Origin of the sequence: Mycolicibacterium phocaicum (assembly GCF_010731115.1) — a bacterium.
GTDB lineage: Bacteria > Actinomycetota > Actinomycetes > Mycobacteriales > Mycobacteriaceae > Mycobacterium > Mycobacterium phocaicum.
In genome coordinates this window covers 4,173,837-4,196,845 of the sequence record NZ_AP022616.1, presented here as the reverse complement: position 1 = coordinate 4,196,845, position 23,009 = coordinate 4,173,837, and the positions used below count along the sequence as shown (strand labels likewise).

24 protein-coding genes are annotated in these 23,009 nt (G+C 65.8%); 10 read left to right on the top strand and 14 right to left on the bottom strand.

Translation table 11 applies throughout. The features are described from left to right. Positions 1-68 precede the first annotated feature (68 nt). Complete coding sequence (locus G6N46_RS20095; RefSeq protein ID WP_163693193.1) at positions 69-1,013, top strand: prephenate dehydrogenase; 945 nt, start codon at positions 69-71, stop codon at positions 1,011-1,013. Here the strand turns inward: G6N46_RS20095 and G6N46_RS20090 are convergent. The 5 genes from G6N46_RS20090 to G6N46_RS20070 are packed head-to-tail and all read right to left on the bottom strand — an operon-like array spanning position 976 to position 4,957. After that, a complete protein-coding gene (locus G6N46_RS20090; protein WP_061004974.1) occupies positions 976-1,590 on the bottom strand; it encodes a putative glycolipid-binding domain-containing protein in 615 nt (204 codons plus the stop codon). The two genes, G6N46_RS20095 and G6N46_RS20090, sit on opposite strands and share 38 nt — an antisense overlap. A 4-nt stretch (positions 1,591-1,594) precedes the next feature. Next, on the bottom strand, positions 1,595-2,296 hold the full coding sequence (locus G6N46_RS20085) for an ABC transporter permease (RefSeq protein ID WP_138251045.1): 702 nt from the start codon (positions 2,294-2,296) through the stop codon (positions 1,595-1,597). Further along, entirely contained in the window at positions 2,293-2,937 is a 645-nt protein-coding gene (locus G6N46_RS20080) for an ABC transporter permease (protein WP_138251046.1), read from the bottom strand. The genes G6N46_RS20085 and G6N46_RS20080 overlap by 4 nt, the downstream gene beginning before the upstream one ends. After that, positions 2,922-4,031 carry an ABC transporter ATP-binding protein gene (locus G6N46_RS20075; RefSeq protein ID WP_138251047.1) on the bottom strand — a complete coding sequence of 370 codons (1,110 nt, stop codon included), beginning with the start codon at positions 4,029-4,031 and terminating at the stop codon, positions 2,922-2,924. Before G6N46_RS20075 ends, G6N46_RS20080 begins: the two co-directional genes overlap by 16 nt. After that, positions 4,028-4,957 carry an ABC transporter substrate-binding protein gene (locus tag G6N46_RS20070; RefSeq protein ID WP_138251048.1) on the bottom strand — a complete coding sequence of 310 codons (930 nt, stop codon included), beginning with the start codon at positions 4,955-4,957 and terminating at the stop codon, positions 4,028-4,030. Before G6N46_RS20070 ends, G6N46_RS20075 begins: the two co-directional genes overlap by 4 nt. Positions 4,958-5,063: 106 nt before the next feature. Between G6N46_RS20070 and G6N46_RS20065 the strand changes: the two genes are divergently transcribed. Further along, positions 5,064-5,465: a lipopolysaccharide assembly protein LapA domain-containing protein gene (locus G6N46_RS20065; protein ID WP_138251049.1), complete on the top strand. Its 402-nt coding sequence runs from the start codon at positions 5,064-5,066 to the stop codon at positions 5,463-5,465. A gap of 190 nt (positions 5,466-5,655) precedes the next feature. Here the strand turns inward: G6N46_RS20065 and G6N46_RS20060 are convergent, their stop codons facing one another. After that, on the bottom strand, positions 5,656-6,678 hold the full coding sequence (locus G6N46_RS20060; protein ID WP_138251050.1) for a phosphotransferase family protein: 1,023 nt from the start codon (positions 6,676-6,678) through the stop codon (positions 5,656-5,658). A 9-nt stretch (positions 6,679-6,687) separates the two neighbouring features. Further along, a complete protein-coding gene (locus tag G6N46_RS20055; protein ID WP_061004989.1) occupies positions 6,688-7,296 on the bottom strand; it encodes a histidine phosphatase family protein in 609 nt (202 codons plus the stop codon). 17 nt (positions 7,297-7,313) lie between these two features. On the opposite strand from G6N46_RS20055, the gene G6N46_RS20050 reads away from it, so the two are divergent. Further along, positions 7,314-8,072, top strand: a complete 759-nt coding sequence (locus G6N46_RS20050; protein WP_138251051.1) for an SDR family NAD(P)-dependent oxidoreductase — start codon at positions 7,314-7,316, stop codon at positions 8,070-8,072. A gap of 1 nt (position 8,073) precedes the next feature. On the opposite strand, the gene G6N46_RS20045 is transcribed toward G6N46_RS20050, so the two are convergent. Then, positions 8,074-8,736 (bottom strand): TetR/AcrR family transcriptional regulator, encoded by a 663-nt coding sequence (locus G6N46_RS20045; RefSeq protein WP_138251052.1) that lies wholly within the window; start codon positions 8,734-8,736, stop codon positions 8,074-8,076. Positions 8,737-8,806: 70 nt separating this feature from the next. Between G6N46_RS20045 and G6N46_RS20040 the strand changes: the two genes are divergently transcribed. Then, positions 8,807-10,252 (top strand): carotenoid oxygenase family protein, encoded by a 1,446-nt coding sequence (locus G6N46_RS20040; RefSeq protein ID WP_138251053.1) that lies wholly within the window; start codon positions 8,807-8,809, stop codon positions 10,250-10,252. A 17-nt stretch (positions 10,253-10,269) separates the two neighbouring features. Here the strand turns inward: G6N46_RS20040 and G6N46_RS20035 are convergent, their stop codons facing one another. Genes G6N46_RS20035 through G6N46_RS20025 form a run of 3 tightly spaced genes read right to left on the bottom strand, consistent with a single transcriptional unit; the run spans position 10,270 to position 13,634 of the window. Further along, positions 10,270-12,144, bottom strand: a complete 1,875-nt coding sequence (locus G6N46_RS20035) for an alkyl/aryl-sulfatase (RefSeq protein ID WP_138251054.1) — start codon at positions 12,142-12,144, stop codon at positions 10,270-10,272. 30 nt (positions 12,145-12,174) lie between these two features. Then, the gene (locus tag G6N46_RS20030; RefSeq protein ID WP_138251079.1) at positions 12,175-12,666 is read right to left on the bottom strand and encodes a metallophosphoesterase family protein; all 492 of its coding nucleotides are present in this window, start codon (positions 12,664-12,666) and stop codon (positions 12,175-12,177) included. Beyond that, the gene (locus G6N46_RS20025) at positions 12,666-13,634 is read right to left on the bottom strand and encodes a phosphotriesterase family protein (RefSeq protein ID WP_138251055.1); all 969 of its coding nucleotides are present in this window, start codon (positions 13,632-13,634) and stop codon (positions 12,666-12,668) included. Before G6N46_RS20025 ends, G6N46_RS20030 begins: the two co-directional genes overlap by 1 nt. Before the next feature lie 136 nt (positions 13,635-13,770). On the opposite strand from G6N46_RS20025, the gene G6N46_RS20020 reads away from it, so the two are divergent. From G6N46_RS20020 to G6N46_RS20010, 3 genes are all read left to right on the top strand, one after another. Beyond that, positions 13,771-14,235 carry a hypothetical protein gene (locus G6N46_RS20020; protein ID WP_138251056.1) on the top strand — a complete coding sequence of 155 codons (465 nt, stop codon included), beginning with the start codon at positions 13,771-13,773 and terminating at the stop codon, positions 14,233-14,235. Between the two features lie 179 nt (positions 14,236-14,414). Beyond that, complete coding sequence (locus tag G6N46_RS20015; RefSeq protein WP_061005004.1) at positions 14,415-14,813, top strand: MmpS family transport accessory protein; 399 nt, start codon at positions 14,415-14,417, stop codon at positions 14,811-14,813. Further along, entirely contained in the window at positions 14,792-17,668 is a 2,877-nt protein-coding gene (locus G6N46_RS20010; RefSeq protein ID WP_163692910.1) for an MMPL/RND family transporter, read from the top strand. The genes G6N46_RS20015 and G6N46_RS20010 overlap by 22 nt, the downstream gene beginning before the upstream one ends. Here the strand turns inward: G6N46_RS20010 and G6N46_RS20005 are convergent. Both G6N46_RS20005 and G6N46_RS20000 read right to left on the bottom strand, forming a co-directional pair. After that, on the bottom strand, positions 17,625-18,413 hold the full coding sequence (locus tag G6N46_RS20005) for an MBL fold metallo-hydrolase (protein ID WP_061005008.1): 789 nt from the start codon (positions 18,411-18,413) through the stop codon (positions 17,625-17,627). The genes G6N46_RS20010 and G6N46_RS20005 overlap by 44 nt on opposite strands. Continuing rightward, positions 18,410-18,967, bottom strand: a complete 558-nt coding sequence (locus tag G6N46_RS20000; protein ID WP_133426154.1) for an ester cyclase — start codon at positions 18,965-18,967, stop codon at positions 18,410-18,412. Before G6N46_RS20000 ends, G6N46_RS20005 begins: the two co-directional genes overlap by 4 nt. A gap of 93 nt (positions 18,968-19,060) precedes the next feature. Here G6N46_RS20000 and G6N46_RS19995 point away from each other — a divergent pair, with 93 nt between their 5' ends. From G6N46_RS19995 to G6N46_RS19985, 3 genes are read left to right on the top strand one after another with little or no spacing between them, the layout of a single operon-like run. Next, positions 19,061-19,744, top strand: coding sequence for a TetR/AcrR family transcriptional regulator (locus G6N46_RS19995; protein WP_167526421.1), 684 nt, complete (start codon positions 19,061-19,063; stop codon positions 19,742-19,744). Positions 19,745-19,751: 7 nt separating this feature from the next. Further along, positions 19,752-21,089: a WS/DGAT/MGAT family O-acyltransferase gene (locus tag G6N46_RS19990; RefSeq protein ID WP_138251059.1), complete on the top strand. Its 1,338-nt coding sequence runs from the start codon at positions 19,752-19,754 to the stop codon at positions 21,087-21,089. Positions 21,090-21,110: 21 nt separating this feature from the next. Then, a complete protein-coding gene (locus G6N46_RS19985; protein ID WP_197746732.1) occupies positions 21,111-21,731 on the top strand; it encodes a TetR/AcrR family transcriptional regulator in 621 nt (206 codons plus the stop codon). On the opposite strand, the gene G6N46_RS19980 is transcribed toward G6N46_RS19985, so the two are convergent. Further along, complete coding sequence (locus tag G6N46_RS19980) at positions 21,700-22,902, bottom strand: adenylate/guanylate cyclase domain-containing protein (protein ID WP_138251060.1); 1,203 nt, start codon at positions 22,900-22,902, stop codon at positions 21,700-21,702. The genes G6N46_RS19985 and G6N46_RS19980 overlap by 32 nt on opposite strands. Positions 22,903-23,009: the final 107 nt, after the last annotated feature.

The window sequence follows — 23,009 nt, the reverse complement described above, 5'->3', positions numbered from 1 at the left end:
CACTTGACCAGCGGTCCCATATGTACCCGACCGGGGCCGTATGCAAACCTTGGAAGGTGACAACTCCGGTGTGTGTGCTCGGTATGGGGCTCATCGGCGGTTCGCTGATGCGGGCCGGACAGGCCGCGGGCCGCGAGGTGTTCGGATACAACCGCTCGATCGATGCGGTCCGGGCGGCGACGGCCGACGGCTTCGATGCGACCGAGGATCTCACGGCCGCGCTGAAGCGCGCCGCGTCGACCGAGGCGCTGATCGTCCTGGCGGTGCCGGTGCCCGCACTGCCGATCATGCTCGAGCACATCCGCGACGACGCCGCGGACTGCCCGCTCACGGACGTGGTGAGCGTCAAAGGCAATGTGTTGCAACAGGTTCAGGATTTCGGGCTGCTCGGCCGATTCGTCGGCGGACACCCGATGGCCGGCACCGCACATTCCGGCTGGACGGCCGGCACCGCGGATCTGTTCGCCGGGGCGCCGTGGGTGGTGAGTGTGGACGACCACGTCGACCCCGAGGTGTGGGCCCAGGTGATGCATCTGGCGCTGGACTGCCGCGCGGTGATCGTGCCCGCGCGCTCGGACGAACACGACGCCGCGGCGGCCGCGATCTCGCATCTGCCGCACCTGCTGGCCGAGGCCCTGGCCGCGACCGCCGGTGAGGTGCCACTGGCATTCGCACTGGCCGCGGGATCGTTCCGGGACGGCACCCGCGTCGCGGCCACCGCGCCGGACCTGGTCCGGGCCATGTGCGAGGCCAACGCGACCGAGCTGACGGTGATGCTCGACCGGGCCGTGGAACTGCTGAGCCAGGCCCGCTCGTCGCTGGTCGAAGCGCAATCGGTGGCCGAGCTGGTGGAGGGCGGCCATGCCGCGCGGGTGCGCTACGACAACTTCAGCCGGCCACAAATCCTCGCGACGACCATCGGGGCCGAGGGCTGGCGCGAAGAGCTGGCCGCCCAAGGCCGCGCGGGCGGGGTGATCAGATCCGCTCTGCCAGTCCGGGGTAGTCGAGGATGAAGCCGTCGTCGTCGACGGTGATCGCGGTGTCGGCAACCGGCGAGTCCAGCTTGATGGGCTTGCCCGGCCCGTCGCTGCTGTAGCCGATGGTGACGGATTCGACCGTCAGATCCGGCACCCGGACGTAGACGACAGGCAGCGACACCGACGCCGTGCGGTTGTGCAGGCCGGTACGCCGGATGGGCAGCGCGTTGAAGAACGGGCTGAAGACCACGTCGACGTCCAGGGCGCCGTTGTAGGCCGCCCGCCGGGCCTGGTTCTGGTGGTCCTGCACCAGCCACATGTTCTCTTCGTCACGCGCGATGGACAGCTGCCGCTCGCGCTGCGCGAGGGTGACGGTGAGCGACAGGCGCTTGGTCGCGCCGCTCTCGTCGGTCACCAGGTCATAGGACGCGCTGAACGCCGGATGTATGTCTGTGGCCGCGGCCACGATGCGGCCGTAGGCCTTGATCCTGTTGCCGGACAACTGGACCCGGACCGACTCCATGCGCGACACATCCTGCGCGCGCCAGGTCAGAATCGCCGGCCAGGCGGGTTCTGCAGCTTCGGGGCTGGCATCGGACTGCGGTGCGCTCACCCGTCTACCGTAGGCGACGAAGGCCCGGCTTCGCAGTCACGATTGCAACTCCGGCCGGACCCGGCCGCGAGACCCGCACAGCCAACGCCAAGGCGGCATCGAGCGCCAACGCGAGAGCTGCCACCAGCAGGGCGCCGACGAGGGCGAGATAGAACTGGCGCACCTTGATGCCGTCGATCAGGAACCGGCCCAGCCCGCCCAGGCTGGCGTACGCGGCGACGGTCGCGGTCGCCACCACTTGCAGCGTCGCGGTCCGTAGCCCGCCGACGATCAGCGGCATGGCGTTGGGCACCTCGGTGCGCAGCAGCACCTGACGCTCCGTCATGCCCATGGCGCGAGCGGCGTCGACCACCACCGGATCGACGTTGGCGATCCCGGCGTACGTCCCGGCCAGGAGCGGCGGAATGCCCAGCAGCATCAGCGCGACGGTCGGCGGCACCAAGCCCAGTCCCCACAGCAGGACGCCGAGCAGCAGGACGCCGAGTGTGGGCAGGGCGCGCAGGGCGTTGACGCCGCCAACCACCAGGGCCGTACCGCGACCGGTGTGCCCGACGTACATGCCCACCGGAATGGCGATGAGCGCACTGCAGAGCACCGCGATACCGGTGTACTCCAGGTGCTCCAGCATCCGCATGCCGAGACCCGCCGGGCCGGTCCAGTTCGCCGCGGTGAAGATGTAGGCGAGGGCCTGGTGCAGGAAGTTCATGCCGGCGCCTTCGCCCGGGTCCAGGGGGTGGCCAGGCGGCCGACGCTCAGGATGACGAGGTCGACGATCACCGCCAGCAGGAAGATCGCGATGATGCCGGCGATGATCTGGTCGCTCTTGTCGGCCTGATATCCCTCGGTGAACCAGGTGCCCAGCCCGCCGATGCCGATCACCGAACCCACCGACACCATCGAGATGTTGGTGACGGCGACCACGCGCATGCCTGCCGTGAGGACCGGAATCGACAGCGGCAGTTCGACTCTCAAGAACCGGGTACGCGGCCGGTAGCCCATGGCCGTGGCCGCTTCCCGGGTGTCGGCGGGCACCGCGTCGAGCGCCTCGGGCACCGTCCGCATCAGCAGGGCGACGGTGTAGAGGGTCAGGGCGACCAGGACGTTGGCCTCGTCGAGAATTCGCGTCGGGATGATCAGCGGCAGCACCACGAACAGCGCCAGCGACGGGATGGTGAAGACGATGCTGGCGGTGATGGTGCTGAACCGGCGCAGCCGCGGCCGCTGCCGCACATAGGCGCCCAGCGGTACGGCGATCAGCACGCCGATGAGCAGCGGCAGCAGGGCCAGGCGTAGGTGTATCTGCGTGAGCAGCCACGCGCCTTCCAGGTGATTCAGCAGGTATCGCACTGCTTGCCCTTGCGGCTCTTGATGATTGCCAGCACGTCATCGAGGCTCACACCGCCGATCACCTGGCCGCGCTCGTCGACCGCGACACCCAGACCCGACGGGGATGACAGGGCCGAGTCGAGCGCCAGCCGCAGCGTGCCGTCCGGCCGGAACAGCGAGCCACCGGCGATGGTGCTGTCGTACAAGGACTTTCCGTGCCGGTGCAGACCCACGCCGTTGGCGTTGATCCACGCGTACGGAGTGCCGTCGGCGTTGACCACCAGGGCCCATTGGCCGTCGGTGAGATCGAGCGCGTCGACCGCCGGTTCGGCGACGGTGCGGATGTCGCGGAGCTTGAGTCCGTCGGCATCCCGGAACTGCAGGCCGCGATAGCCACGGTCGGCACCGACGAAACCCGCGACGAATGCGTTGGCCGGGTTGGACAGCAGCCGCTGCGGTGCGTCGTACTGCTGCAGGGTGCCACCGGGCCCGAACACCGCGACGCGGTCGCCGAGTTTGACGGCCTCGTCGATGTCGTGGGTGACGAAGACGATGGTCTTGCGCAGATCGCTTTGCAACCGCAGGATTTCGGCCTGCAGGTCTTCGCGGACGACGGGGTCCACCGCGCTGAACGGTTCGTCCATCAGCAGGATGGGCGGATCGGCGGCCAGTGCCCGGGCCACCCCGACGCGCTGTTGCTGCCCGCCCGACAACTGGGCCGGATAACGGTCGGCGAGCTTGACGTCGAGTCCGACCCGCTCCAACACGCCCAGCGCCTTTTTCCGTGCACTGCGCCGGGATTCGCCTTTGAGGACCGGCACGGTGGCGACGTTGTCCACCACTTTGAGGTGTGGCATGAGCCCGGCGCTCTGCAGCACGTACCCGATGCCGAGGCGCAGCCGCACCGGGTCGACGGTGGCGACGTTGGCACCGTCGACGGTCAGGGTTCCGGAGGTCGGGTCGATCATCCGGTTGATCATCCGCATGGACGTGGTCTTGCCGCACCCCGATGGCCCGACGAACACCGACAGCGTCCCCTCGGCGATCTCGAGGGTCAGTTCATCGACAGCGACGGCGCTGCCGTAGCTCTTGGTGACCTTGTCGAACGTGATCATCGGCTCACCGGCTTGTCGAATCCGTTGTCCTGGACCCACTTTTTCGCAGCCTGGTCGGCGTCGACGCCGCTGTTGCCGGAGACCGCGGTGTTCATCTCGATGAGCGCTTTCGTCGTGAGTTTCGCACTGACGCCGTCGAGCACCGTCTTGAGCAGATCGGACTTCTTCTGCGACGCCACCAGCGGCACCACGTTGGCGGCCAGGAAGTTGTGTTTCGGATCCTCGAGCACGACCAGGTTGTTCTGGACGATGGCCGGCGAGGTGCTGAAAATGTCTGCCGCGGTGACGGTTCCGTCGACCAGCGCCCGCACGGTGGCCGGTCCCCCGCCGTCGCTGATGGCGATGAAGTTGGCCGGCGCGATATCGAGGCCGTACTTGGCTTTCAAACCGGGCAGACCCTCGGTCCGCTGCAGAAACTCCGACGGCGCACCGAATTTCACCTGGGCCGAGTGCTGGGCCAGATCACCGATGGTCTTGAGGTTCCACTTCTTCGCGGTCTCGGCTGATACGGCCACGGTGTCGGTGTCTTCGGCCGGCGAGGGAGTCAGGATCGACAGGTCACCCGGAAGCACTCGCGCGAGCGCCAATTCGACATCATCGGCGGCCGTGGCCGTGGTCTTGGGGTCGAAGTACTGCAGCAGATTGCCCGTGTATTCCGGGATCAGGTCGATCGAATGGTCCTTCACCGCAGGGACGTACGTCTCGCGGCTGCCGATGCCGAACTGACGACCGACGGTAAAGCCGTTGGCCGCCAACGCCTGCGCATAGATCTCGGCGATGATCTTCGACTCGGGGAAGTCGGCGGACCCCACCACGATCGACTTGAGATCACCGGAAATGCTGCCCCCACCGAGGGGATTGGCACTGCCGCAGCCCGTCAACAGGGCAGCCAGCAGTACGGCCAGAGCGGTCAGAATTCGCGCCACCCGAACGTCCTTTCGGCGTCGTGCACTCAGGCCGACCCTAGCGTTATTCGAAAATTGGTGCCGCAGTTCCCGGCATCCGGCCCGCAGAACCGTCAAGATGGTCCGTATGAGTAGCGAGCACGCGTCTACCCCCGAGCCGACCGGGCCAACCCACGAGGCGGCGCCGACGCACGCCGAACCGCCGGCGCCCAAGTCGCCCAAGCCGGACTCGGCCCCGGCCAAGAAACCCAAGACACCCGAATCCGCCGTTAAGTTCACCCGTACCGCGGCACTGTGGACTGCGCTCGTCCTGGGCTTTCTGATCCTGATCCTGCTGCTGGTGTTCGTCATCCAGAACGACACCCCGGTCGACATCGTGCTGCTCGGCTGGAAGCTGCACCAGGTGCAACTCGGCGTGACCATCCTGCTCGCAGCCATCGCCGGCGGCCTCCTGACCTTCGCCGTCGCCACCACCCGAATCCTGCAACTGCGACTGGCCGCGAAGAAGAACCTCAAGGCCGGCCTCTAGCTCCGGTTTCAATCCCCCCGCGGGTAGTCCAATCCCCCGCGAGCGGCCGTGTTTGTACGTCAACACGCCGGGTCAGCCGGGCAATTTGCGCACACTCGTCGCTGCCGAGCGGCCCCAAACTGCACGTGAAATGCCGCGTGTCGACGTACAGACACGGCCGCTCGCGCTAAGGGGGCAGACCAGGGTGACGCTAGGTGAGGGCAGCGAGGCCGGCGGCGATGAGCGGGGCGACGGCCTCGCCGACGGGGTCGTCGTGGCCGGCTCCGCCGGCGGCCATCCGGGCGCGGAAGTCGATACCGGCGGCGATGATCGCGAGCTTGAAGTAGGCCAGCGCCAGGTAAAAATCCCAGTGATCGAGAGGCTGCCCGGCCGCGACGGAGTACTTCTGGGCCAGCTGGTCCATCGGCGGAATCTTGTCCGAGGACCAGGCCGCGTCGGAGTGCACCATGCCGAACATCGGGTGGCGGTAGACGCACATCAGCGCGGCGTCGGACAGCGGGTCACCGAGCGTCGACATCTCCCAGTCCAGCACCGCCCGCACTTTGGTCGCGTCGACGGCGTCGAGCATGGTGTTGTCAATGCGGTAGTCGCCGTGCACGATGGCGCTACGGCTCTGCGGTGGCAGCTTTTCCGTCAGCAGACCATGCAGCCGGCGCACGTCCGCGTCGCGCGCATCGTCGGGCAGCCGCACCAGGTCCCACTGCGAACCCCAGCGCCGCACCTGCCGCTCCAGGTATCCGTTGGCCTTCCCGAAATCCCCAAGTCCGACAGCCTCGGGATCCAGGGCATGCAGGTCGGCCAGCACCTTGATCAGCGCGTCGACGCAGGCATCGATGGCCTGCTGGTCGCCCAGCGCATCGAGCTCCGCAGAGTGCCGCACTACCCGGCCCGGCACGAAATCGACCATCTGGAACGGCGCGCCCAGTACCGAGTCGTCATTACGCATCGTCACCGGGTGCGCGACCGGCACCGTCGTACCCTCAAGCGCCGCAACGACTTTGTACTCACGGGCCATGTCATGCGCAGACGGCGTCAGGCCGTGCAACGGCGGCCGGCGCAGCACCCACTTGGCGGCGTCGTCGAACACCAGGAACGTCAGATTCGACCGGCCACCGGCGATCAGCTCGGCGCGCAACTCACCGTTGCGGGCCACCCCGATCTCGCGCAGGTGCGCGTCAAGGGCGGTCAGGTCCAAGCCGTCGAGAGATCCCACCCGATCTGTCTACCACCGCTGATTTCGCGGGAGCAGATCCCACACGTGTTCGACGCTGTTGACGCCGGCCACCGCGAGGCGGCCGCTGCGCGAGGCCAACAGCCGGGTGATGCCGGTGTAGTCGACCTGGAACGACAGGATGCGCTCGGTGGGCACGATGTCGTGCAGCAATCCGTTGATCACGCCGCCGTGGCTGAAGATCACGACGGTGTCCTCGGCTTCGGCCTCGCTCGCGATGTCCATGACGGCCTCGGTGATGCGGGCGAGGAACGCCTCTTCATCGACGCTGCTGGGCAGGTGGCCGGTCATGAGCCGGGCCATCTCCTCGGGGTGCTCGGCCGCGATCTGCTCGATGGGGATGTACTGCGCCATGTCGCGGTCGTACTCGGCGAGCCGGTCGTCGATCTCGATGTTCAGCCCGAGCGCGGCCGCCACCGGCTGCCCGGTCTGGATGGCGCGCTTCTGCGGGCTGCTGATGAGCCGGGTGATCGGGAACCGCTTGAGCGCGTCGGGCAGCCGGTTGGCCTGCGCGATGCCTTCCTCCGACAGGTCGGGGTCGGCGCCCTCGCCGGGCTCGTTGCGCAGCGGCAGGGCATGACGGATCAAAAGCAATTGCACCGTGTCACCATAAAGCCATGGGGTACGCCGACGAACTGTTCGACCTCACCGACCGGGTCGTGCTCATCACCGGCGGTAGTCGTGGCCTGGGCCGGGAGATGGCCTTCGCGGCAGCCCACTGCGGCGCCGACGTCATCATCGCGAGCCGGAACCTGGAGTCGTGTCAGGCCACCGCAGCGGAGATCACCGCCGCCACGGGCCGGGCCGCACTCGCGCACGAGGTGCATGTCGGGCGCTGGGATCAGCTCGACGGACTGGTCGACGCGGCCTATGCCCGGTTCGGCAAGGTCGACGTGCTGGTCAACAACGCCGGCATGTCGCCGTTGTACGAGTCGCTGGGCTCGGTGCCGGAGAAGCTGTTCGATGCGGTGGTGAACCTGAACTTCAAGGGGCCGTTCAGGTTATCGGCGCTTGTCGGTGAGCGGATGGTTGCCGACGGCGGCGGGTCGATCATCAACATCAGCTCGTCGGGCTCATTGCGCCCGGACGCGTACATGTTGCCCTACGCCGCCGCGAAGGCCGGATTGAACACGCTCACCGAGGGTTTCGCGAAAGCCTTCGGCCCGACGGTGCGCGTCAACACCCTCATGGCCGGGCCGTTCCTCACTGACATCAGCAAGGCGTGGGGTGCGGATCCGTCGAGCGCCTTTCGCTCGTTGCCACTGCAGCGCGCCGGCCAGCCGCGCGAAATCGTGGGCGCCGCACTCTTTTTGATGTCGGATGCATCCAGCTTCACCACCGGTTCGATCCTGCGGGCCGACGGCGGTTTCGCCTAGATCACAGGTGACCGCTCGCCACGAGCGCGGCGGCCGCAGTGGCGAGTGATTCGTTGACGCGCTCCCGTTCGTCGCCCATTCCGACGAGGAAATCGACGGTCATCGGGGTGAGGATGTCCCGCAGCCCGTGGCCTTCCGCGCCGAAGAACCCAGCCATCTCGAGCATCACTGCTCCGTGGCACATGCTCCAGATACGGCCTGCGACAGCGGCTTCACCGTCATCGCGGATGCGGCCGGCCGCGGTCATCCGGCGCACCGACTCGCAGAGTGTCTGGAACGACGCGTCACGCGACGTGGCATGACCAGTCACTGTCAGATCACTGCGGACGCTCGACAACGATGCCGGGACCGTCGTGCCGAACATCAGTTGATAGTGCTGCGGATTCTTGAGCGCGAACCGGCGGTAGGCGGCGCCCATCGAGAAGAAGTCCGCCACCGGATCATCGGTGTGTGGGATGGCGGCCAGCGCTGCGCCGAACCGCGCGAAGATCTCGGCCGAGAGGGCGTCGACCACACCGGTCATCGAGCCGAAGTGGGTGTACACGACCATGGTCGACGTGCCCACCTCGGCGGCGAGTTTACGCACCGTCAGCGCCTGGAGACCATCGCGTTCGAGGATCACGATGCCGGCTTCGATCAATTGCCGGCGGATTTCTTCGCTCACCCTTGCAGACCTCTCATAACAGTGTTATACCAGTAACCGCAGCCAATAACACTGTTATGGAGGTTCTGGGATGACCAACCGCTACCTGGAAGGCGCGTTCGCGCCACTGCACGACGAGTACACCCTGACCGATCTGTCCGTCACCGGCACGATCCCGGACTACCTGGACGGCCGCTATCTACGCAACGGCCCCAACCCGATTGGCGAAATCGACCCTGAGCTCTACCACTGGTTCCTCGGTGACGGCATGGTGCACGGCATCCGCATCCGCGATGGCAAAGCCGAGTGGTACCGCAATCGGTGGGTGCGCGGACCGTACACCGTCGCCGCACTCGGTGAAGGCACCCCGGAAGGACACGGCGTTCCATTCAGCATCGGCGCCAACACCAATGTGCTCGGCCACGCCGGCAAGACCCTGGCGCTGGTCGAGGGTGGCGGGGCGAACTATGAACTCACCGACGAGCTGGACACGATCGGCGCCTGCGATTTCGACGGCACCCTCAGCGGCGGCTACACGGCCCATCCGAAGCGGGACCCGGAAACCTGTGAACTGCACGCGGTTTCGTACAGCTTCACGCGCGGCAACACCGTGCAGTACTCGGTGATCGGCACCGACGGAAAGGCGCGCCGTACCGTCGACGTCGAAGTGCACGGCAGCCCGATGATGCACGATTTCTCGCTGACCGAGCGCCATGTCATCTTCTACGACCTGCCCGTGAGCTTTGATACGAAAACCGTCGCGGAAATGGCGGTGCCGAAGGCACTGCGACTGCCGGCCCGACTGCTGTTGTCCTCGGTGATCGGCCGGGTCAAGATTCCCGATCCGGTCATCGCGCGCCAGTCGAGCTTCCGATCGAATGATCGGCGCTTCCCGTACTCGTGGAATCCCAAGTACCCGGCGCGCATCGGCGTGATGCCCCGCGACGGCGGGAACGCCGACGTGCGCTGGTTCGACGTCGAACCGTGCTACGTCTTCCACCCGATGAACGCCTACGACTCCCCCGACGACAATACGATCGTCCTCGATGTGGTGCGGCACCCCAAGATGTTCGACACCGACCGCATCGGCCCCAACGAGGGGCCGCCGACGTTGGACCGGTGGACCATCGACCTCAGCGCAGGCAAGGTGCTGGAGGACCGCGTGGACGACCACCCCCAGGAATTCCCGCGCGTCGACGAACGCCTGGTCGGCAAGCGTCACCGTTACGGCTACGCGCCGATGATCGCCGAGGGTGTCAGCGGCAGTGACACGCTGCTCAAGCACGACTTCGTCGGCGGCAACACTGCAACCCGCCACTTCGGTGCCGGGAAAGAGCTGGGCGAGTTCGTCTTTCACCCGTCATCGGCGGCCGCCGCAGAAGACGACGGCGTGCTGATGGGCTTCGTCTACGACGCCGCCACCGACCACAGCGAGCTGGCGATCCTCGACGCCCAGACGCTGCAGGACGTGGCGAGCATCAAGCTGCCCCACCGCGTGCCGGCCGGGTTCCACGGCAACTGGGTACCGACCACCTAGCGGGTTGACCGGCCCGGCTACGGCGTGATGATGTTGAACGCCGGGTCGGGTCGGTCGATCACGCCCAGCAGTGTGGGCAGCGCGGTGGCGTCACCGGTCACCTCGACGCCCGGCGAGCTGGTGTCGCCGGCGGCAAAAGCCAAGAGCCGCAGCTTGTTCGCCAATGTGACGGTGGCCTGAGCGGTGGCCGCATCGGCGGCGACCTTGCGGTGCACCAGCACCCCGTTGCGTAGCGCCAGCCGGTAATTGGTGTCCACGTCCTGGAACGTCACGTCGACGGCGAGATCCAGGTCCCAGGCCCGCGGGCCGTTCACGTTGATCGCCAGAGTGTCGAACATCTGCTCCGGGGTGAGCTGCGCCAGCATCGTCGGCGCAGCCTGCGTCGGGGTACCGAACTTGCCCACGCGCAGTTCGGTGGCGCCGGACAGGAAGAAGTTGCGCCATACCGCGTTCTCGGCGCCGTAGGCCAGCTGTTCGAGGGCGTCGGCATACAGTTCGCGGGCGGCGGCGTGGTTCTCGTCGGTGAAGATGGCGTGGTCCAACAAGGTTACCGCCCAACGGAAGTCACCCTCGTCGGCAGCCGCGCGGGCCAGCTCCACGACGCGGTCGATACCGCCCATCGCCGCCACATACCGCGGCGCCGCAGCCTCGGGCGGGTGCTGCCAGAGCCGCCCCGGATTGCCGTCGAACCAGCCCATGTAGCGCTGGTAGACCGCCTTGACGTTGTGACTGACCGAGCCGTAGTAGCCGTGGGTGTGCCAGGCCTTCTCCAGTGCCGGCGGCATCTGGAAGGTTTCTGCGATCTCGATCCCGGTGTACCCCTGGTTGAGCTGGCGCAACGTCTGGTCGTGCAGATAGGCGTACAGATCCCGTTGCACCGAAAGATATTCGACGATGTTGTCCTGCCCCCAGGTGGGCCAGTGGTGCGACGCGAACACCACGTCGGCGCGGTTGGCATAGCGGTCGATGGCCTCGGTCAGGTAGCCGGCCCACCCATGCGGGTCACGCACCAGCGCACCACGCAACGTCAGCAGGTTGTGCAGATTGTGGGTGGCGTTCTCCGCCATGCACAGCGCCCGGAATTGCGGGAAATAGAAGTGCATTTCGGCCGGCGCCTCGGTACCGGGCGCCATCTGGAACTCGATCTCGACGCCGTCGACGGTGTGGGTCTCGCCGGTCGCCTTGATGTCGACAGTCGGCACGATAAGTGCGACCTCGCCCGTCGACCCGACCTGACCCAACCCGCAGCCGACCTGCCCCTGCGGGCCGCGGTCCAGAGAAGCGCCGTACATGTATCCCGCGCGGCGCGCCATTGCCGTTCCGGCATAGACGTTTTCCTGCACGGCGTGTTCGGTGAAGCCCTCGGGCGCGATGATCTCGACTTTCCCGGCATCGACATCGGCCTGCGACGTCACGCCGAGCACTCCGCCGAAATGGTCGACGTGGCTGTGCGTGTAGATGACCGCCCGCACCTCACGGTCACCGCGGTGCGCGCGGTACAGCGCCAGCGCGGCCGCCGCGGTTTCGGTGGAGATCAGTGGGTCGATGACGATGACGCCCGTGTCGCTCTCGATGAAGCTGATGTTCGACAAGTCCAGACCGCGGACCTGATAGATGCCCGGCACCACTTCGTAGAGGCCCTGCTTGGCACACAGCTGCGACTGCCGCCACAGGCTCGGGTGCACGCTGTCGGGCGCGTCGCCGTTCAGGAACGAGTAGGAGTCGTTGTCCCACACCACTCTTCCGTCAGCGGCAGTGACGACGCACGGCTCCAGAGCAGCGATGAAGCCACGGTCGGCGTCGTCGAAGTCCCGAGTGTCCGCGAACGGGAGCGACGCGACGTGGGCGCGGTTGGCGGCGGCGATGGCGGCTGTGGGCGGCTTCTGCTCCATGCGACCAACCTAGCGTCAATTTCGCGCGGGTCAGAGCTTATGAAGCACCACATCTGACAACATGCCGTCACCGACCGTGGCCGTCATGTACGTACAGTGCGGCTGGCGTCGGCGGTCGGTCGGCGACCCGGGGTTGAGCAGGCGCAGGCCGGCGGCCGCGGTGCTGTCCCACGGAATGTGGCTGTGCCCGAACACCAATACGTCGGTGTCGGGATACAGCCGAGCCATGCGCGCGTCGCGCCCGGCCGAGGCGCCGGTCTCGTGCGTGACGGTGAACCGGACCCCGCCGAGCGTGACGTCGGCCCGCTCGGGCAGCCGGGCCCGCAGCTCCGGTCCGTCGTTGTTGCCCCAGCACGCGACGAGGCGATTGGCCCGCTGCTCCAGGTCGTCGAGCAGGCTCACGTCCACCCAGTCGCCGGCATGCAGCACGACGTCGGCGCGCGCGACCTCGTCCCAGACCTGCGCCGGCATGTCGCGGGCCCGCTTGGGCACGTGGGTGTCGGAGATCAGGAGTAAGTGCATCAACTGAAGTACCGTCGCGGGTTGTCGACCAGCATGGTGGTGAGTTGTTCTTCGGTGACGCCGCGCTCACGGAGCGCGGGTAGCACGTCGTCGCTGATGTGGGTCAGCTTCCAGTTCGGTTGCGCGGCAACCTTGCCCTCGTGGGAGAACCAGTCGATGAAACACGACGTGTCGTGTGCCAGCACCATCTTCTCGGCGTAGCCGCGTTTGGCGAGCGCCGCCACGGTATCGACCCGCTGCTCGAAAGGCAGCAGCATGTCGAGCCCGAACCGGTCCATGCCGAGATACGAACCGGCGTCGGCTAGCGCGCACAGATAGTCGAGATCGGTGCTGTCGCCGGAGTGGCCGATCACCACCTTCGTCAGGTCCACTCCCTCCTCCGCGAACACCTTCTGCGCGACCAACCCGGACTGGCTGTGCGCGTGCGTGTGCACCGTGATAGGCGCACCAGTCTGCACGTGCGCCTGCCCGACGGCGCGCATCACGCGCTCCACCCCTGGCGTCAGCCCTTGATGTTCGATGGCGCATTTCAGGAATGCCGCCCTGACCCCCGTGTCCGCAATGCCTTCTCGGATATCTCGTACGAACAGCTCGACCATCGGCTCGGGGGTGTCGAACAGCAGGCCCGGGCCGGTATGCAGAAATTGGAACGGCACGTCGTTGTACGTGTAAATGCCGGTCGCGACGACGATGTTGATATCGACCTGCTCGTTGACCCGCTGGATGCGCGGCAGATAGCGACCCAGGCCAATCACCGTCGGGTCGACTATGGTGTCGATGCCGCGTGACTTGCATTGGCGCAGTTGGTCTATCGCGTCGGCGACGCGGGTCTCCTCATTCCACGGCGACGGGTAGTCCGGGAAGTTCTGCCGGATCTCGTCGCCCAGGATGAACACGTGCTCATGCATGAGCGTGGCCCCGAGTCGGTCGACGGGCACCGGGCCCCCGACGGTCTGCACGTGCGTCATCACCGCAGTCTGTGTCATGAGCGGTCGGGCATCAAGACCCTGATCTCAATGCAATTGACACCGACCACCCATTGCCAGTTAGCTGAGGTAACGTCGCGCCGATAGCTGTGGCCGCGAACCGGAAAGGACTGTCGCAATGGGCTGGAACTTCCTCGGCACCGACTGGCGCCTGTTCGGCAAGCTGGCCGACGTCGCACTGCTGACGCTGCTGTTCGGCGCCACGGTGATGTTCTTCTACGTCCAACGACTGCGGAAGCAACCGCAATTACCGATCGCGGAAGGCGTTCGGGCCAAACAGACGGTGCTCACCAAAGTGCGCAAGGGCCAGCCGATGACCCGCGATGAACTGGAGTACGCCACCCAGGTCGTCGGCAATCAGCGCACCTTGATGACGTTCGCCATTCCGCTCACCGTGTTCTCACTGGGCTGCTTCTACGTCCTGGGCAGCCTCGAACAATTGCACGGCGCCACTCCCTCGGAGCGCACTTTTCTCGGGGTTATTGCGATGGTGTCGTCCATCAACATCACCGCCCAGATCTTCCGTGTCATCAAACTGAAGAAGCGGCTGTCGACAGTCACCTTGGTGGATTCTGCGAATTAGCTGAGTGCCCTCACCTCGGCGTTTGTTTCGCCGGAATATGTGCGACCGCGGCAGCGTCGAATGGCTGATAAGGTTTACGCCGACTCATATCAATCTAATTGATATACCCGATCCTGACATCGAGGGGTGATCGAGTGAGCCAGCGCTCCACCGGCCGAAGAATCCTTGCGCGCGCGTGGATGCCCCTGGTAGCGCTGATCGCGATCGGCGTCGGGGTGCTGTGCATGGTCAAGGTCCACGAATTCTCCGAACCGGGACCGGTGCTTGCCGTGAACCCGCCGCAGGCGCCGCCGGAGTTCACCCCCAAGACCCTCACTTACGAGGTGTTCGGCAGCCTCGGGTCCGGAGGACTGCTGTCGTATGTCGACATCAGCGGGCATCCGCACAAGGTCGAGCTCACCGAACTGCCGTGGTCCCATACCGAGACCACCACCCTCACCGTCGTCTCCGGCAGCATCTCGGTCCAGGTGCACGGCGGCACCGTCGGCTGCCGGATGAAGGTGAATGACGTTGTCCGCGACGAACAGTCCGACGAGCGCGGCAACGCCGATGTAGCTTGCCGGGTGAAGTCCGCGTGAGTGCGCATCAGGCGAAGCGCCCGTTCTTCGCCAGAACCGTTCGCTTCCTGGCCATCCCGATCATCGTCTTCTGGGCCCTGCTCGCGGTCATCACGAATACCTTTGTGCCGCAGATCGAACGCGTCGCCGAAGAGCTCGCCGGTCCGATGGTTCCGACGTACGCGCCATCGCAGGTGGCGATGCTGACCATCGGCAAGGAATTTCACGAGTCCACCTCGACCAGCTTGACCATGTTGGTGCTCGAGGCCGACCGGGGGCTCACCGAACAGGACCGCGATTACTACGCGGGCCTGGTCCGCACGCTCAAGGCCGACAGCACGCACGTGCAGTACGTCATGGACACCTGGGGCAAGCCGATCACCGCCGCCGGCGCCCAGAGCCTGGACGGCAAGTCGGCCTACGTGCTGCTCCGACTCGCCGGCGACATCGGGCAGATGGAGGCCAACAACTCGGTCGACGCCGTCAGAAAGATCGTCAACAACTCCAATCCGCCTGCCGGACTGAAGGTTTACGTCAGCGGCGCGGCTCCGCTGGCCGCCGATACCGTCGAAATCGCCAACTCCAGCCTGAACAACATCACCATCGCGACGATGTTCCTGATCATCTTCATGCTGTTGCTGGTCTACCGCTCGGTCGTCACGATGCTGGTGCCGTTCTTCGGCGTGATCCTGCTGATGCTGTCGGTCAAGGGCGTGATCTCCGCGTTCGGGCACTACGGCTTCATCCCATTGTCGTCGTTCGCCACCAACATGGTGATCTCGCTGACTCTCGGTGCGGGCACCGACTACGGCATCTTCCTCATCGGCCGATATCACGAGGCCCGATTGAACGGCGAGAGTCGTGAAGACGCGTATTACACCGCGTACAAGGGGGTTTCACACGTCATCATCGGCTCCGGCCTGACCATCGCCGGCGCCTGCGCCTGCCTTACCTTCGCCCGGCTGAACTACTTCCACACCATGGGCCCCGCCGTGGCGGTCAGCATGTTGATCACCATCGCCGGCGCCCTGACCATCGGGCCCGCACTGCTCAGCGTCGGCAGCCTCTTTGGGCTCTTCGACCCGAAGCAGGCGGTCAAGGCGAAGCTGTACCGGCGCATCGGCACCGCCGTGGTGCGCTGGCCCAAGCCGATCCTCGTCGCCAGCGTCGCGGTCGTGTCGGTGGGTGCGGTGTTCGTGCCGACGTACCGGGTCAGCTACGACGATCGCACGTACCAGCCGTCAGATGCCCCGGCCAACCAGGGATTTCAGGCCGCCGACCGGCACTTCCCCAAGAGCAAGCTGTTCAGCGAGATGCTGATGGTCCAGGCCGACCACGACATGCGCAATTCGGCCGACTTCATCTCGCTGGACCGGGTGGCCAAGGCGCTCATCCGGCTGCCCGGCGTGGCGATGGTGCAGAGCATCACGCGCCCCATGGGCCGCGCGCTCGAACACGCCTCCATCCCTTACCTTTTCACCACACAAGGCAGCGGCAACGGCCAGCAGCTGCCGTTCACCCAGCACAACAACGAGAACACCGCCAAGCAGGCCGAGATCACCCGGCACAGCATCGAGGTGCTGAAGAAGACGGCGGACCTGACGCAGACGCTCGCCGACGAACTCCACAACACCGTGCTGACCATGGAGGACATGGAGCGGGTCACCAACGACATGCGTGACGCCGTCGCCAATCTCGACGACTTCATGCGCCCGATCCGCGCCTACTTCTATTGGGAACCACACTGTTTCGACATTCCGGTGTGCTGGTCGTTCCGGTCCCTTTTCGACGTGATCGACAAGGTGGACAACCTCGCCGCCGACATCGGGAACGCGGTCGGCTCCCTGCAGGTGGTCGACAGCCTGATGCCACAGATGGTGTCGCTGCTGCGCCAGACGGTGTCCGACAACCAGGCGCTGCTGGCCCTGATCGTCAACAACTACGGCCCCACCGACATCCAGAACAGAAACACCGACCAGACCTTCGACGACATGATCAACGTCGGCAACGACTTCGACATGTCGCGCAGTGACGATTTCTTCTACATCCCGCACGAAGCCTTCGACAACGACGACATCAAAACCGGTATGGCACTGATGATGTCGCCCGACGGCCATGCCGCGCGCTTCATCGTCACCCACGAGGGCAACGCGATGGGACCCGAGGGCATCGAGCACGTCGAGCAGTTCCCCGACGCCATCAAGATCGCGCTGAAGGAGACGTCGCTGGCCGGATCGAAGATCTACATCGGTGGATCCGGGTCCAACAACAAGGACATCCAGCTGTACGCCAAGAACGACCTCATGATCGCGGCCATCGCGGCCTTCGTGCTGATCTTCCTGATCATGATGATCATCACCCGATCCCTGGTGGCCGCCTTGGTCATTCCCGGCACCGTGGCGTTCTCCTACGCCGGGGCGTTCGGGCTGTCGGTGCTGATCTGGCAGCACCTGATCGGCCTACCTCTGCACTGGCTGATCCTGCCGCTGACCTTCATCGTGCTGGTGGCGGTCGGTTCGGACTACAACCTGCTGCTCGTGGCCAGGCTCAAGGAAGAGATCCACGCGGGCCTCAACACCGGATTGATCCGCGCGCTCGGCAGCACCGGCGGCGTCGTGACGTCCGCCGGCCTGGTGTTCGCGTTCACCATGCTGGCCATGCTCTCCAGTGACCTGCGGACCATCGGCCAGATGGGGTCGACGGTCTGCATCGGCCTGCTGCTCGACACGCTGGTGGTGCGGTCGTTCATCGTGCCGTGCCTGGTGCGGCTGCTGGGCCCGTGGTTCTGGTGGCCGACGTTCGTCCGGCAGCGGCCGCTACGTCCGTACAAGCCTAGTTGGCCGCTTGCCGCAGCAGCTGCGGGTCGTGGGCATTGACGAGCAGCAGGTCAGGCTCACCCGACGCCCAAAGTTCGCTCAACCGTTGATGATTCACCTGCACTCGCTTCCAGTCGAAAGCCACCGACCGCTCCATCAGCCGCAGCGCGCGCGGTGCCGCATCGCTGCCGTCGAGCTGGCCACGATGGTAGAAACTGTCGCCGGCGTGCAGAATCCAGCGGTCCCCCGCGTCGACGGCCACCGCAGCATGTCCCCGTGTATGCCCGGGCAGATTGATCAAGACGATGCCGTCGGCGATCTCGGTCAACTCTTTGGCGCCGGGGAAACCGCACCACATCTCAGATGCCGCGGGCGAGTGTTCGACCAACATCGGGCCGTGCGCATGACCGGCCGGCAGGTACCGCTGCTTCTCCACGAGCGTCTTCGGATGCAACGCGGCGAACGCCTCAGCACCAGTGAGATGCACTTGCGCCCAAGGAAAGTCGGCGAGACCGCCCACATGGTCCGCGTCGAAGTGGGTCACAACAATGTGCCGCACGTCGCCAGGATCAAAGCCGAGCCGGCGGACCTGGTTGACGGCAGCCTCCCGTGGATCGAATACCGGGCGGACGTAGAAGCGGGCCGGGCCGAACCGACTGCCGGGTGATTGAGCGTCCCGCAACCCCAGCCCGGAGTCCACCAGCACGAGGCCCCCGGGCGTTTCCACGAGCAGCACGTGACAGACCAGGCCGTCGGGGACGAAACGTGGGTGCATGGTGCCGCAGTTGAGGTGATGAACTCTCATGTCAGGTCCGCAGGCGGGGTATCGATGAGCCTCGCATCAGGCTGGCTGGACATGGCCAGCAGTCCGCGCAGACCGCGGATGACGGTGGGCCAGTTCCGCGGATCACGCAGATTCAGGCCGCCCACAAGCTGTTTCAGCATCGTCAGCGTGTCGAAGTAGATCCGTTCGGAGACCAGGTTCTCGTTCTCGTCGAATACGAAGTACGCAGTCATCCGGGTGCAGTGCCGCGAACCCGTCGCCGGGATGCCACCCAACGGGCCCAAATGTGTCCCCAGGAGCCAGAATTCGACGATCACCGCATCAGCGCTGTGGCGCAGCGCGATGATTTCGTGGTCCTGATCAGGAAACGCAACGCGGGTGTCGTGATAGTAGCCCCGCACGTCGGCGTCGCCGTCGTGGACGGTGAGCGTCGGGATGATCTCGTAGTGCGGATGCGGGAAGGTGGCCAGCACGTCGTCCCAGTCCTGACGCACTTCGTCATGGAAGTGGTCGAGCACGAGTTTTTCGCGAGCCTGCAACACATCGATGGCAGGGACGGCGAAGCGGTGGGTCATGGCTCCTCCAACAATTTATTTCCACACCGTGGGATTAATGGACGATAATCCCACGGTGTGGAAATTTGCAAGACTCTGGGCGAGAATGAGGCCATGAACGCGGCCAACCCGACTCCTCGCCGCGGCCGGCCCCCAAAGGCCCTGGCACAGCTGACCCGAGCAACGGTTCGCGAGGCAGCGCTGACCGTGATCGACTCCGACGGCATCGCCGCGGTGAGCATGCGGTCCGTCAGCCGCCTGCTCGGCGTCGACGCGAAAAGTCTGTACCACCACGTCGCCGACAAGGACGACCTGCTGGACGCCGTCGCCGAACATCTCCTCGGGCAACTGCAGCCACCGGCACCCACGGGCGATCCCAAGACCGACCTACGGGCCCTGGCCTACGAGTTCCGGCGGGTGACCCTCGCCCACCCGGAGGCCGCGACGCTCGTGCTGACGCGACCGATGTCGACGGCGGCCGGGCTCACGCCCGTCGAGGCAGTGCTGTCGACGCTGCACCAGGCCGGTGCCGATCCCGAGCAAGCGGTGCGACTCACCCGCGTCCTGGTGGCCGCGCTCATCGGGATGCTGCTTCGCGAGGTGTCGGCCGGCCCCACCTTCGGCAGCACCGACCCCGTCGCCATCGCTGCCCGGCAGTCCGAACTCGAAGGTTCCGCGCTGCCGGAAGTGGTTGCGTGTGCACCTTTTCTCGCCCGATTCGAACGGGACGAAGAATTCGCGTCGGGCGTGGACTTGCTGACGGATTTCGCCGCGTTCCAGCTGGTGAGCCTGACATAGTGCTGCCATGCGGTTGCTGAGTGCTGTCGATGCGATGTTCTACCGGATGGAGTCCGACCGGACGCCCATGCACATCGGTGCCCTGCTGACGTTCCGGTTGCCCGACGGCGCCGGGCCGGACTACGTCCGCACCTTGTACAACGCGTTCGCCGAACTGTCGTTCCTGCCATTCCCGTTCGACAGCGAAGTCGTCGACGGTCTGCTGCCCGAGTGGCGCACGGTCCGCCCCGATCCCGAGTATCACGTCCGGCTGTCGGCGCTGCCGTATCCGGGCAGCGAGGCCGATCTGGGCACCCTGGTCGCCCGGCTGCACGCGCACCCGCTCGACATGCGGAGGCCGCTGTGGGAGGCGCACTTCATCGAAGGCCTGTCCGACGGCCGCTTCGCTATGTACTTCAAGGCCCATCACTGTGCGGTGGACGGCATGGGTGCCATCAACACCATCAAGAAGTGGTTGAGCACCGAACCGGACCGCTACGTGCCATTGTCCGAGGCCGGACCCAAGGCCGAGGTGCCCGACCGCAACCGGATCGCGTCGGTCGCGTACGAACTGTGGAACCGGACGACCGACGGCGTCTCCGGTTCAGCCGAACTGGTGAAGAGCCTGGTCGGGATGATCGGCGGCGACAACAGCCACGTGGGTGCCACGCTCGGCACGCCGCGGGCGCCGTTCAACGCGACCCTCACTCCGCAGCGCCGGCTCGCGGTCGAGGTCCTCGAACTGGGCCGCCTGAAAGCGATCGCCAAGGCCACCGAGACGACCGTCAACGACGTGTCGCTCGCCGTGTGCGGCGCTGCCCTGCGGCGCTATCTCGATGAGCAGGGCGAGCTGCCCGACGAGACGCTGACGGCCTCGGTGCCGGTTGGTTGGGAGCGCGACGAAGACACCTTGAATGCGGCCGCGGGCTTCGTCTGTCCTTTGGCGACAACAGAATCCGATCCGTTGCAACGCCTGGCGGTGATCAACGCCTCGACCACTCGCGGCAAGAAGGAACTGCTCGCGATGTCGCCGAATGCCCTCAACCACTACACGTTGATGGGGTTGCTGCCGTTGACCATCGGCCAGAAAACCGGTGCGCTGACCAAGATTCCGCCGTTGTTCAACCTCACCGTGTCCAACGTGGTCCTGACGAGAGAGCCGCTGTACCTCGGCGGCGCGCAGCTCGAGTTGATCGCTCCGGTCTCTTTCCTGTGCGACGGCTACGGATTGAACATCACCCTGGTCGGCTACACCGACAAGGTCATCCTCGGATTCGTCGGCTGCCGCGACACCATGCCGCACCTGCAGCGTCTGGCGGTCTACTCGCGCGAAGCGCTCGACGAGCTGGAGCAGGCCGCCGCGTAGCCCGCTGGTAGAATTCGAATCGTGATCGAGTCTGCCTCGACGAGCGCGCCGCCTGTTCGCACCGCGGTGCAGCGCCGCGGCATCGAACGCACCCAGGCGATCCTCGACTCGGCCGAGGCCATCCTCGCCGAACACGGTTACGCCGCAGCCACTCTCAAGGCCATTGGCGAACATGCCGGCATCCCGACCGCATCGCTCTATCACTACTTCGCCGACCGCGGTCAGGTCGAGGCCGAACTGGTACGCCGCCACATCCCCGCCATCGATGAACGCTTCGCCGCGTCGCTGTACGAGAAGCAGATAACGAGCCTGCGCGACGGCGTCGACGCCATGATCGACCCACTGCTCGCCTACTTCCGGGAGAACCCCGGATTACTCCAGCTGTGGTTCGCCGGCCGGAGCGGGACACTCACCGAGTTGGGCGGATTGTTCGACGAGTCGTGGGCAGAACGGCTGTGGCACTTCCTCATCGAGCACAAGCTCATCAGTGCCACGACCCCGCTGTTCGCCGTCCAGCTGATGTTCGAAGTCGGCGACAGGCTCTTCGACGTGGCATTCCGGCGCTCCCCCAAGGGCGATGACACCACCATCGACGAGGGCCGTCGCATGCTCACCGCGTACCTGACGACATACGTCCCATGAGGTACCAGGTCTGCATGACGCCCTTGCCCTTGACCTCGACGGCCCCACGCGCCTCCAGTATGAAAGCGTCCTTGAGGCGTTCATAGACGTTCTGCGGCACCTGGATTCGGCCCTCGACATCAGTGGTCTCCATCCGTGCCGCGACGTTGACCGCGTCGCCCCACACGTCGTAGAAGAACTTCCGCGCGCCGACCACACCGGCGACGACAGGCCCGGCCGCCAGCCCGATCCGCAGCGGTACCCGCCGCCCATTGGGGTCCGTCAGCTCGGCCACCGCGGCGACCATGTCCAGAGCCAGATCAGCCAGCGCCTCGAGATGGTCCGGCCGCGGCTCCGGGACGCCACTGACGATCATGTAGGAATCGCCGCTCGTCTTGATCTTCTCCAGGCCGTGACGATCGACCAGCGTGTCCAGGTCGGTGTACAGCTGATCGAGAAACCTGACCAGCTCGGTGGGCGTGGTATCGCTTGCGCGCTGGGTGAATCCGGCGATGTCGGCGAACAGCACCGAGGCGTCGTCGTAGCTGTCCGCGATGACATCGCGGTGCGGATCCTTCAATCTCTCAGCGATCTTCGCGGGCAGGATGTTGGCCAGCAGCGACTCGGAGCGCTCGTATTCGGCGGCCAAAGCCGTTTCCGCGCGGCTGATTTCACGCAGTGCGTACCAGACGGTCGCGAGCACGAGCACCCATGAGGAAATCACCGAGATGACGAATCCGGCAGTCGTGACCCACAGCGGCTGGACGCCGGTGTCCGCGGGCACCAGATACTGCAGCGTGATGATGAGTGCCGCACCCACCGCCGCCACCGCCGAGGCCACCACGATGTGCTCGATGCCCAGGATCAGCACCACCAGCGAGGCGGCCACCAGGAAGTACAACTGCTGACCGGATCCCCTTCCGACGTAAGCGGTCACGAGCGTCGTCAAGAAGTACGCGATGCCGATGAAAGTCAACGGCGCGACGAGTTCGCCGTACCGGTACAACCGGGGAATCGCGAGATAGACCGGGGCACACAGGACGGCGAGCGCACCGATCCAGATGCCGGCCTCGCCCGCGAGCATCGACAGCATTCCGAGGAACGCGGCGACGACGGCGCCGATCCTGGTGGCCACCGTGAGTACCCGTCGGCGGCGCGCCAGACTCTCGGCGGACGCGGCCCTCGGCGACATGACCCGCAGCCTAGCGCCGTAAGCGCACGTCAGGGCGGGCATTGACAGCGTATCCACGCAATACCTAAACTCGATTTCGATTCGACATTGACTTTTGATCCTGTGGG

Bases quoted from the DNA above. Each gene is read 5' to 3' on its own strand.
- G6N46_RS20085 (WP_138251045.1), bottom strand. From the start codon at position 2,296: ATGAACTTCCTGCACCAGGCCCTCGCCTACATCTTCACCGCGGCGAAC.
- G6N46_RS20075 (WP_138251047.1), bottom strand. From the start codon at position 4,031: ATGATCACGTTCGACAAGGTCACCAAGAGCTACGGCAGCGCCGTCGCT.
- G6N46_RS20065 (WP_138251049.1), top strand. From the start codon at position 5,064: ATGAGTAGCGAGCACGCGTCTACCCCCGAGCCGACCGGGCCAACCCAC.
- G6N46_RS20050 (WP_138251051.1), top strand. From the start codon at position 7,314: ATGGGGTACGCCGACGAACTGTTCGACCTCACCGACCGGGTCGTGCTC.
- G6N46_RS20040 (WP_138251053.1), top strand. From the start codon at position 8,807: ATGACCAACCGCTACCTGGAAGGCGCGTTCGCGCCACTGCACGACGAG.
- G6N46_RS20035 (WP_138251054.1), bottom strand. From the start codon at position 12,144: ATGGAGCAGAAGCCGCCCACAGCCGCCATCGCCGCCGCCAACCGCGCC.
- G6N46_RS20030 (WP_138251079.1), bottom strand. From the start codon at position 12,666: ATGCACTTACTCCTGATCTCCGACACCCACGTGCCCAAGCGGGCCCGC.
- G6N46_RS20025 (WP_138251055.1), bottom strand. From the start codon at position 13,634: ATGACGCACGTGCAGACCGTCGGGGGCCCGGTGCCCGTCGACCGACTC.
- G6N46_RS20020 (WP_138251056.1), top strand. From the start codon at position 13,771: ATGGGCTGGAACTTCCTCGGCACCGACTGGCGCCTGTTCGGCAAGCTG.
- G6N46_RS20015 (WP_061005004.1), top strand. From the start codon at position 14,415: ATGCCCCTGGTAGCGCTGATCGCGATCGGCGTCGGGGTGCTGTGCATG.
- G6N46_RS20005 (WP_061005008.1), bottom strand. From the start codon at position 18,413: ATGAGAGTTCATCACCTCAACTGCGGCACCATGCACCCACGTTTCGTC.
- G6N46_RS20000 (WP_133426154.1), bottom strand. From the start codon at position 18,967: ATGACCCACCGCTTCGCCGTCCCTGCCATCGATGTGTTGCAGGCTCGC.
- G6N46_RS19995 (WP_167526421.1), top strand. From the start codon at position 19,061: ATGAACGCGGCCAACCCGACTCCTCGCCGCGGCCGGCCCCCAAAGGCC.
- G6N46_RS19990 (WP_138251059.1), top strand. From the start codon at position 19,752: ATGCGGTTGCTGAGTGCTGTCGATGCGATGTTCTACCGGATGGAGTCC.
- G6N46_RS19980 (WP_138251060.1), bottom strand. From the start codon at position 22,902: ATGTCGCCGAGGGCCGCGTCCGCCGAGAGTCTGGCGCGCCGCCGACGG.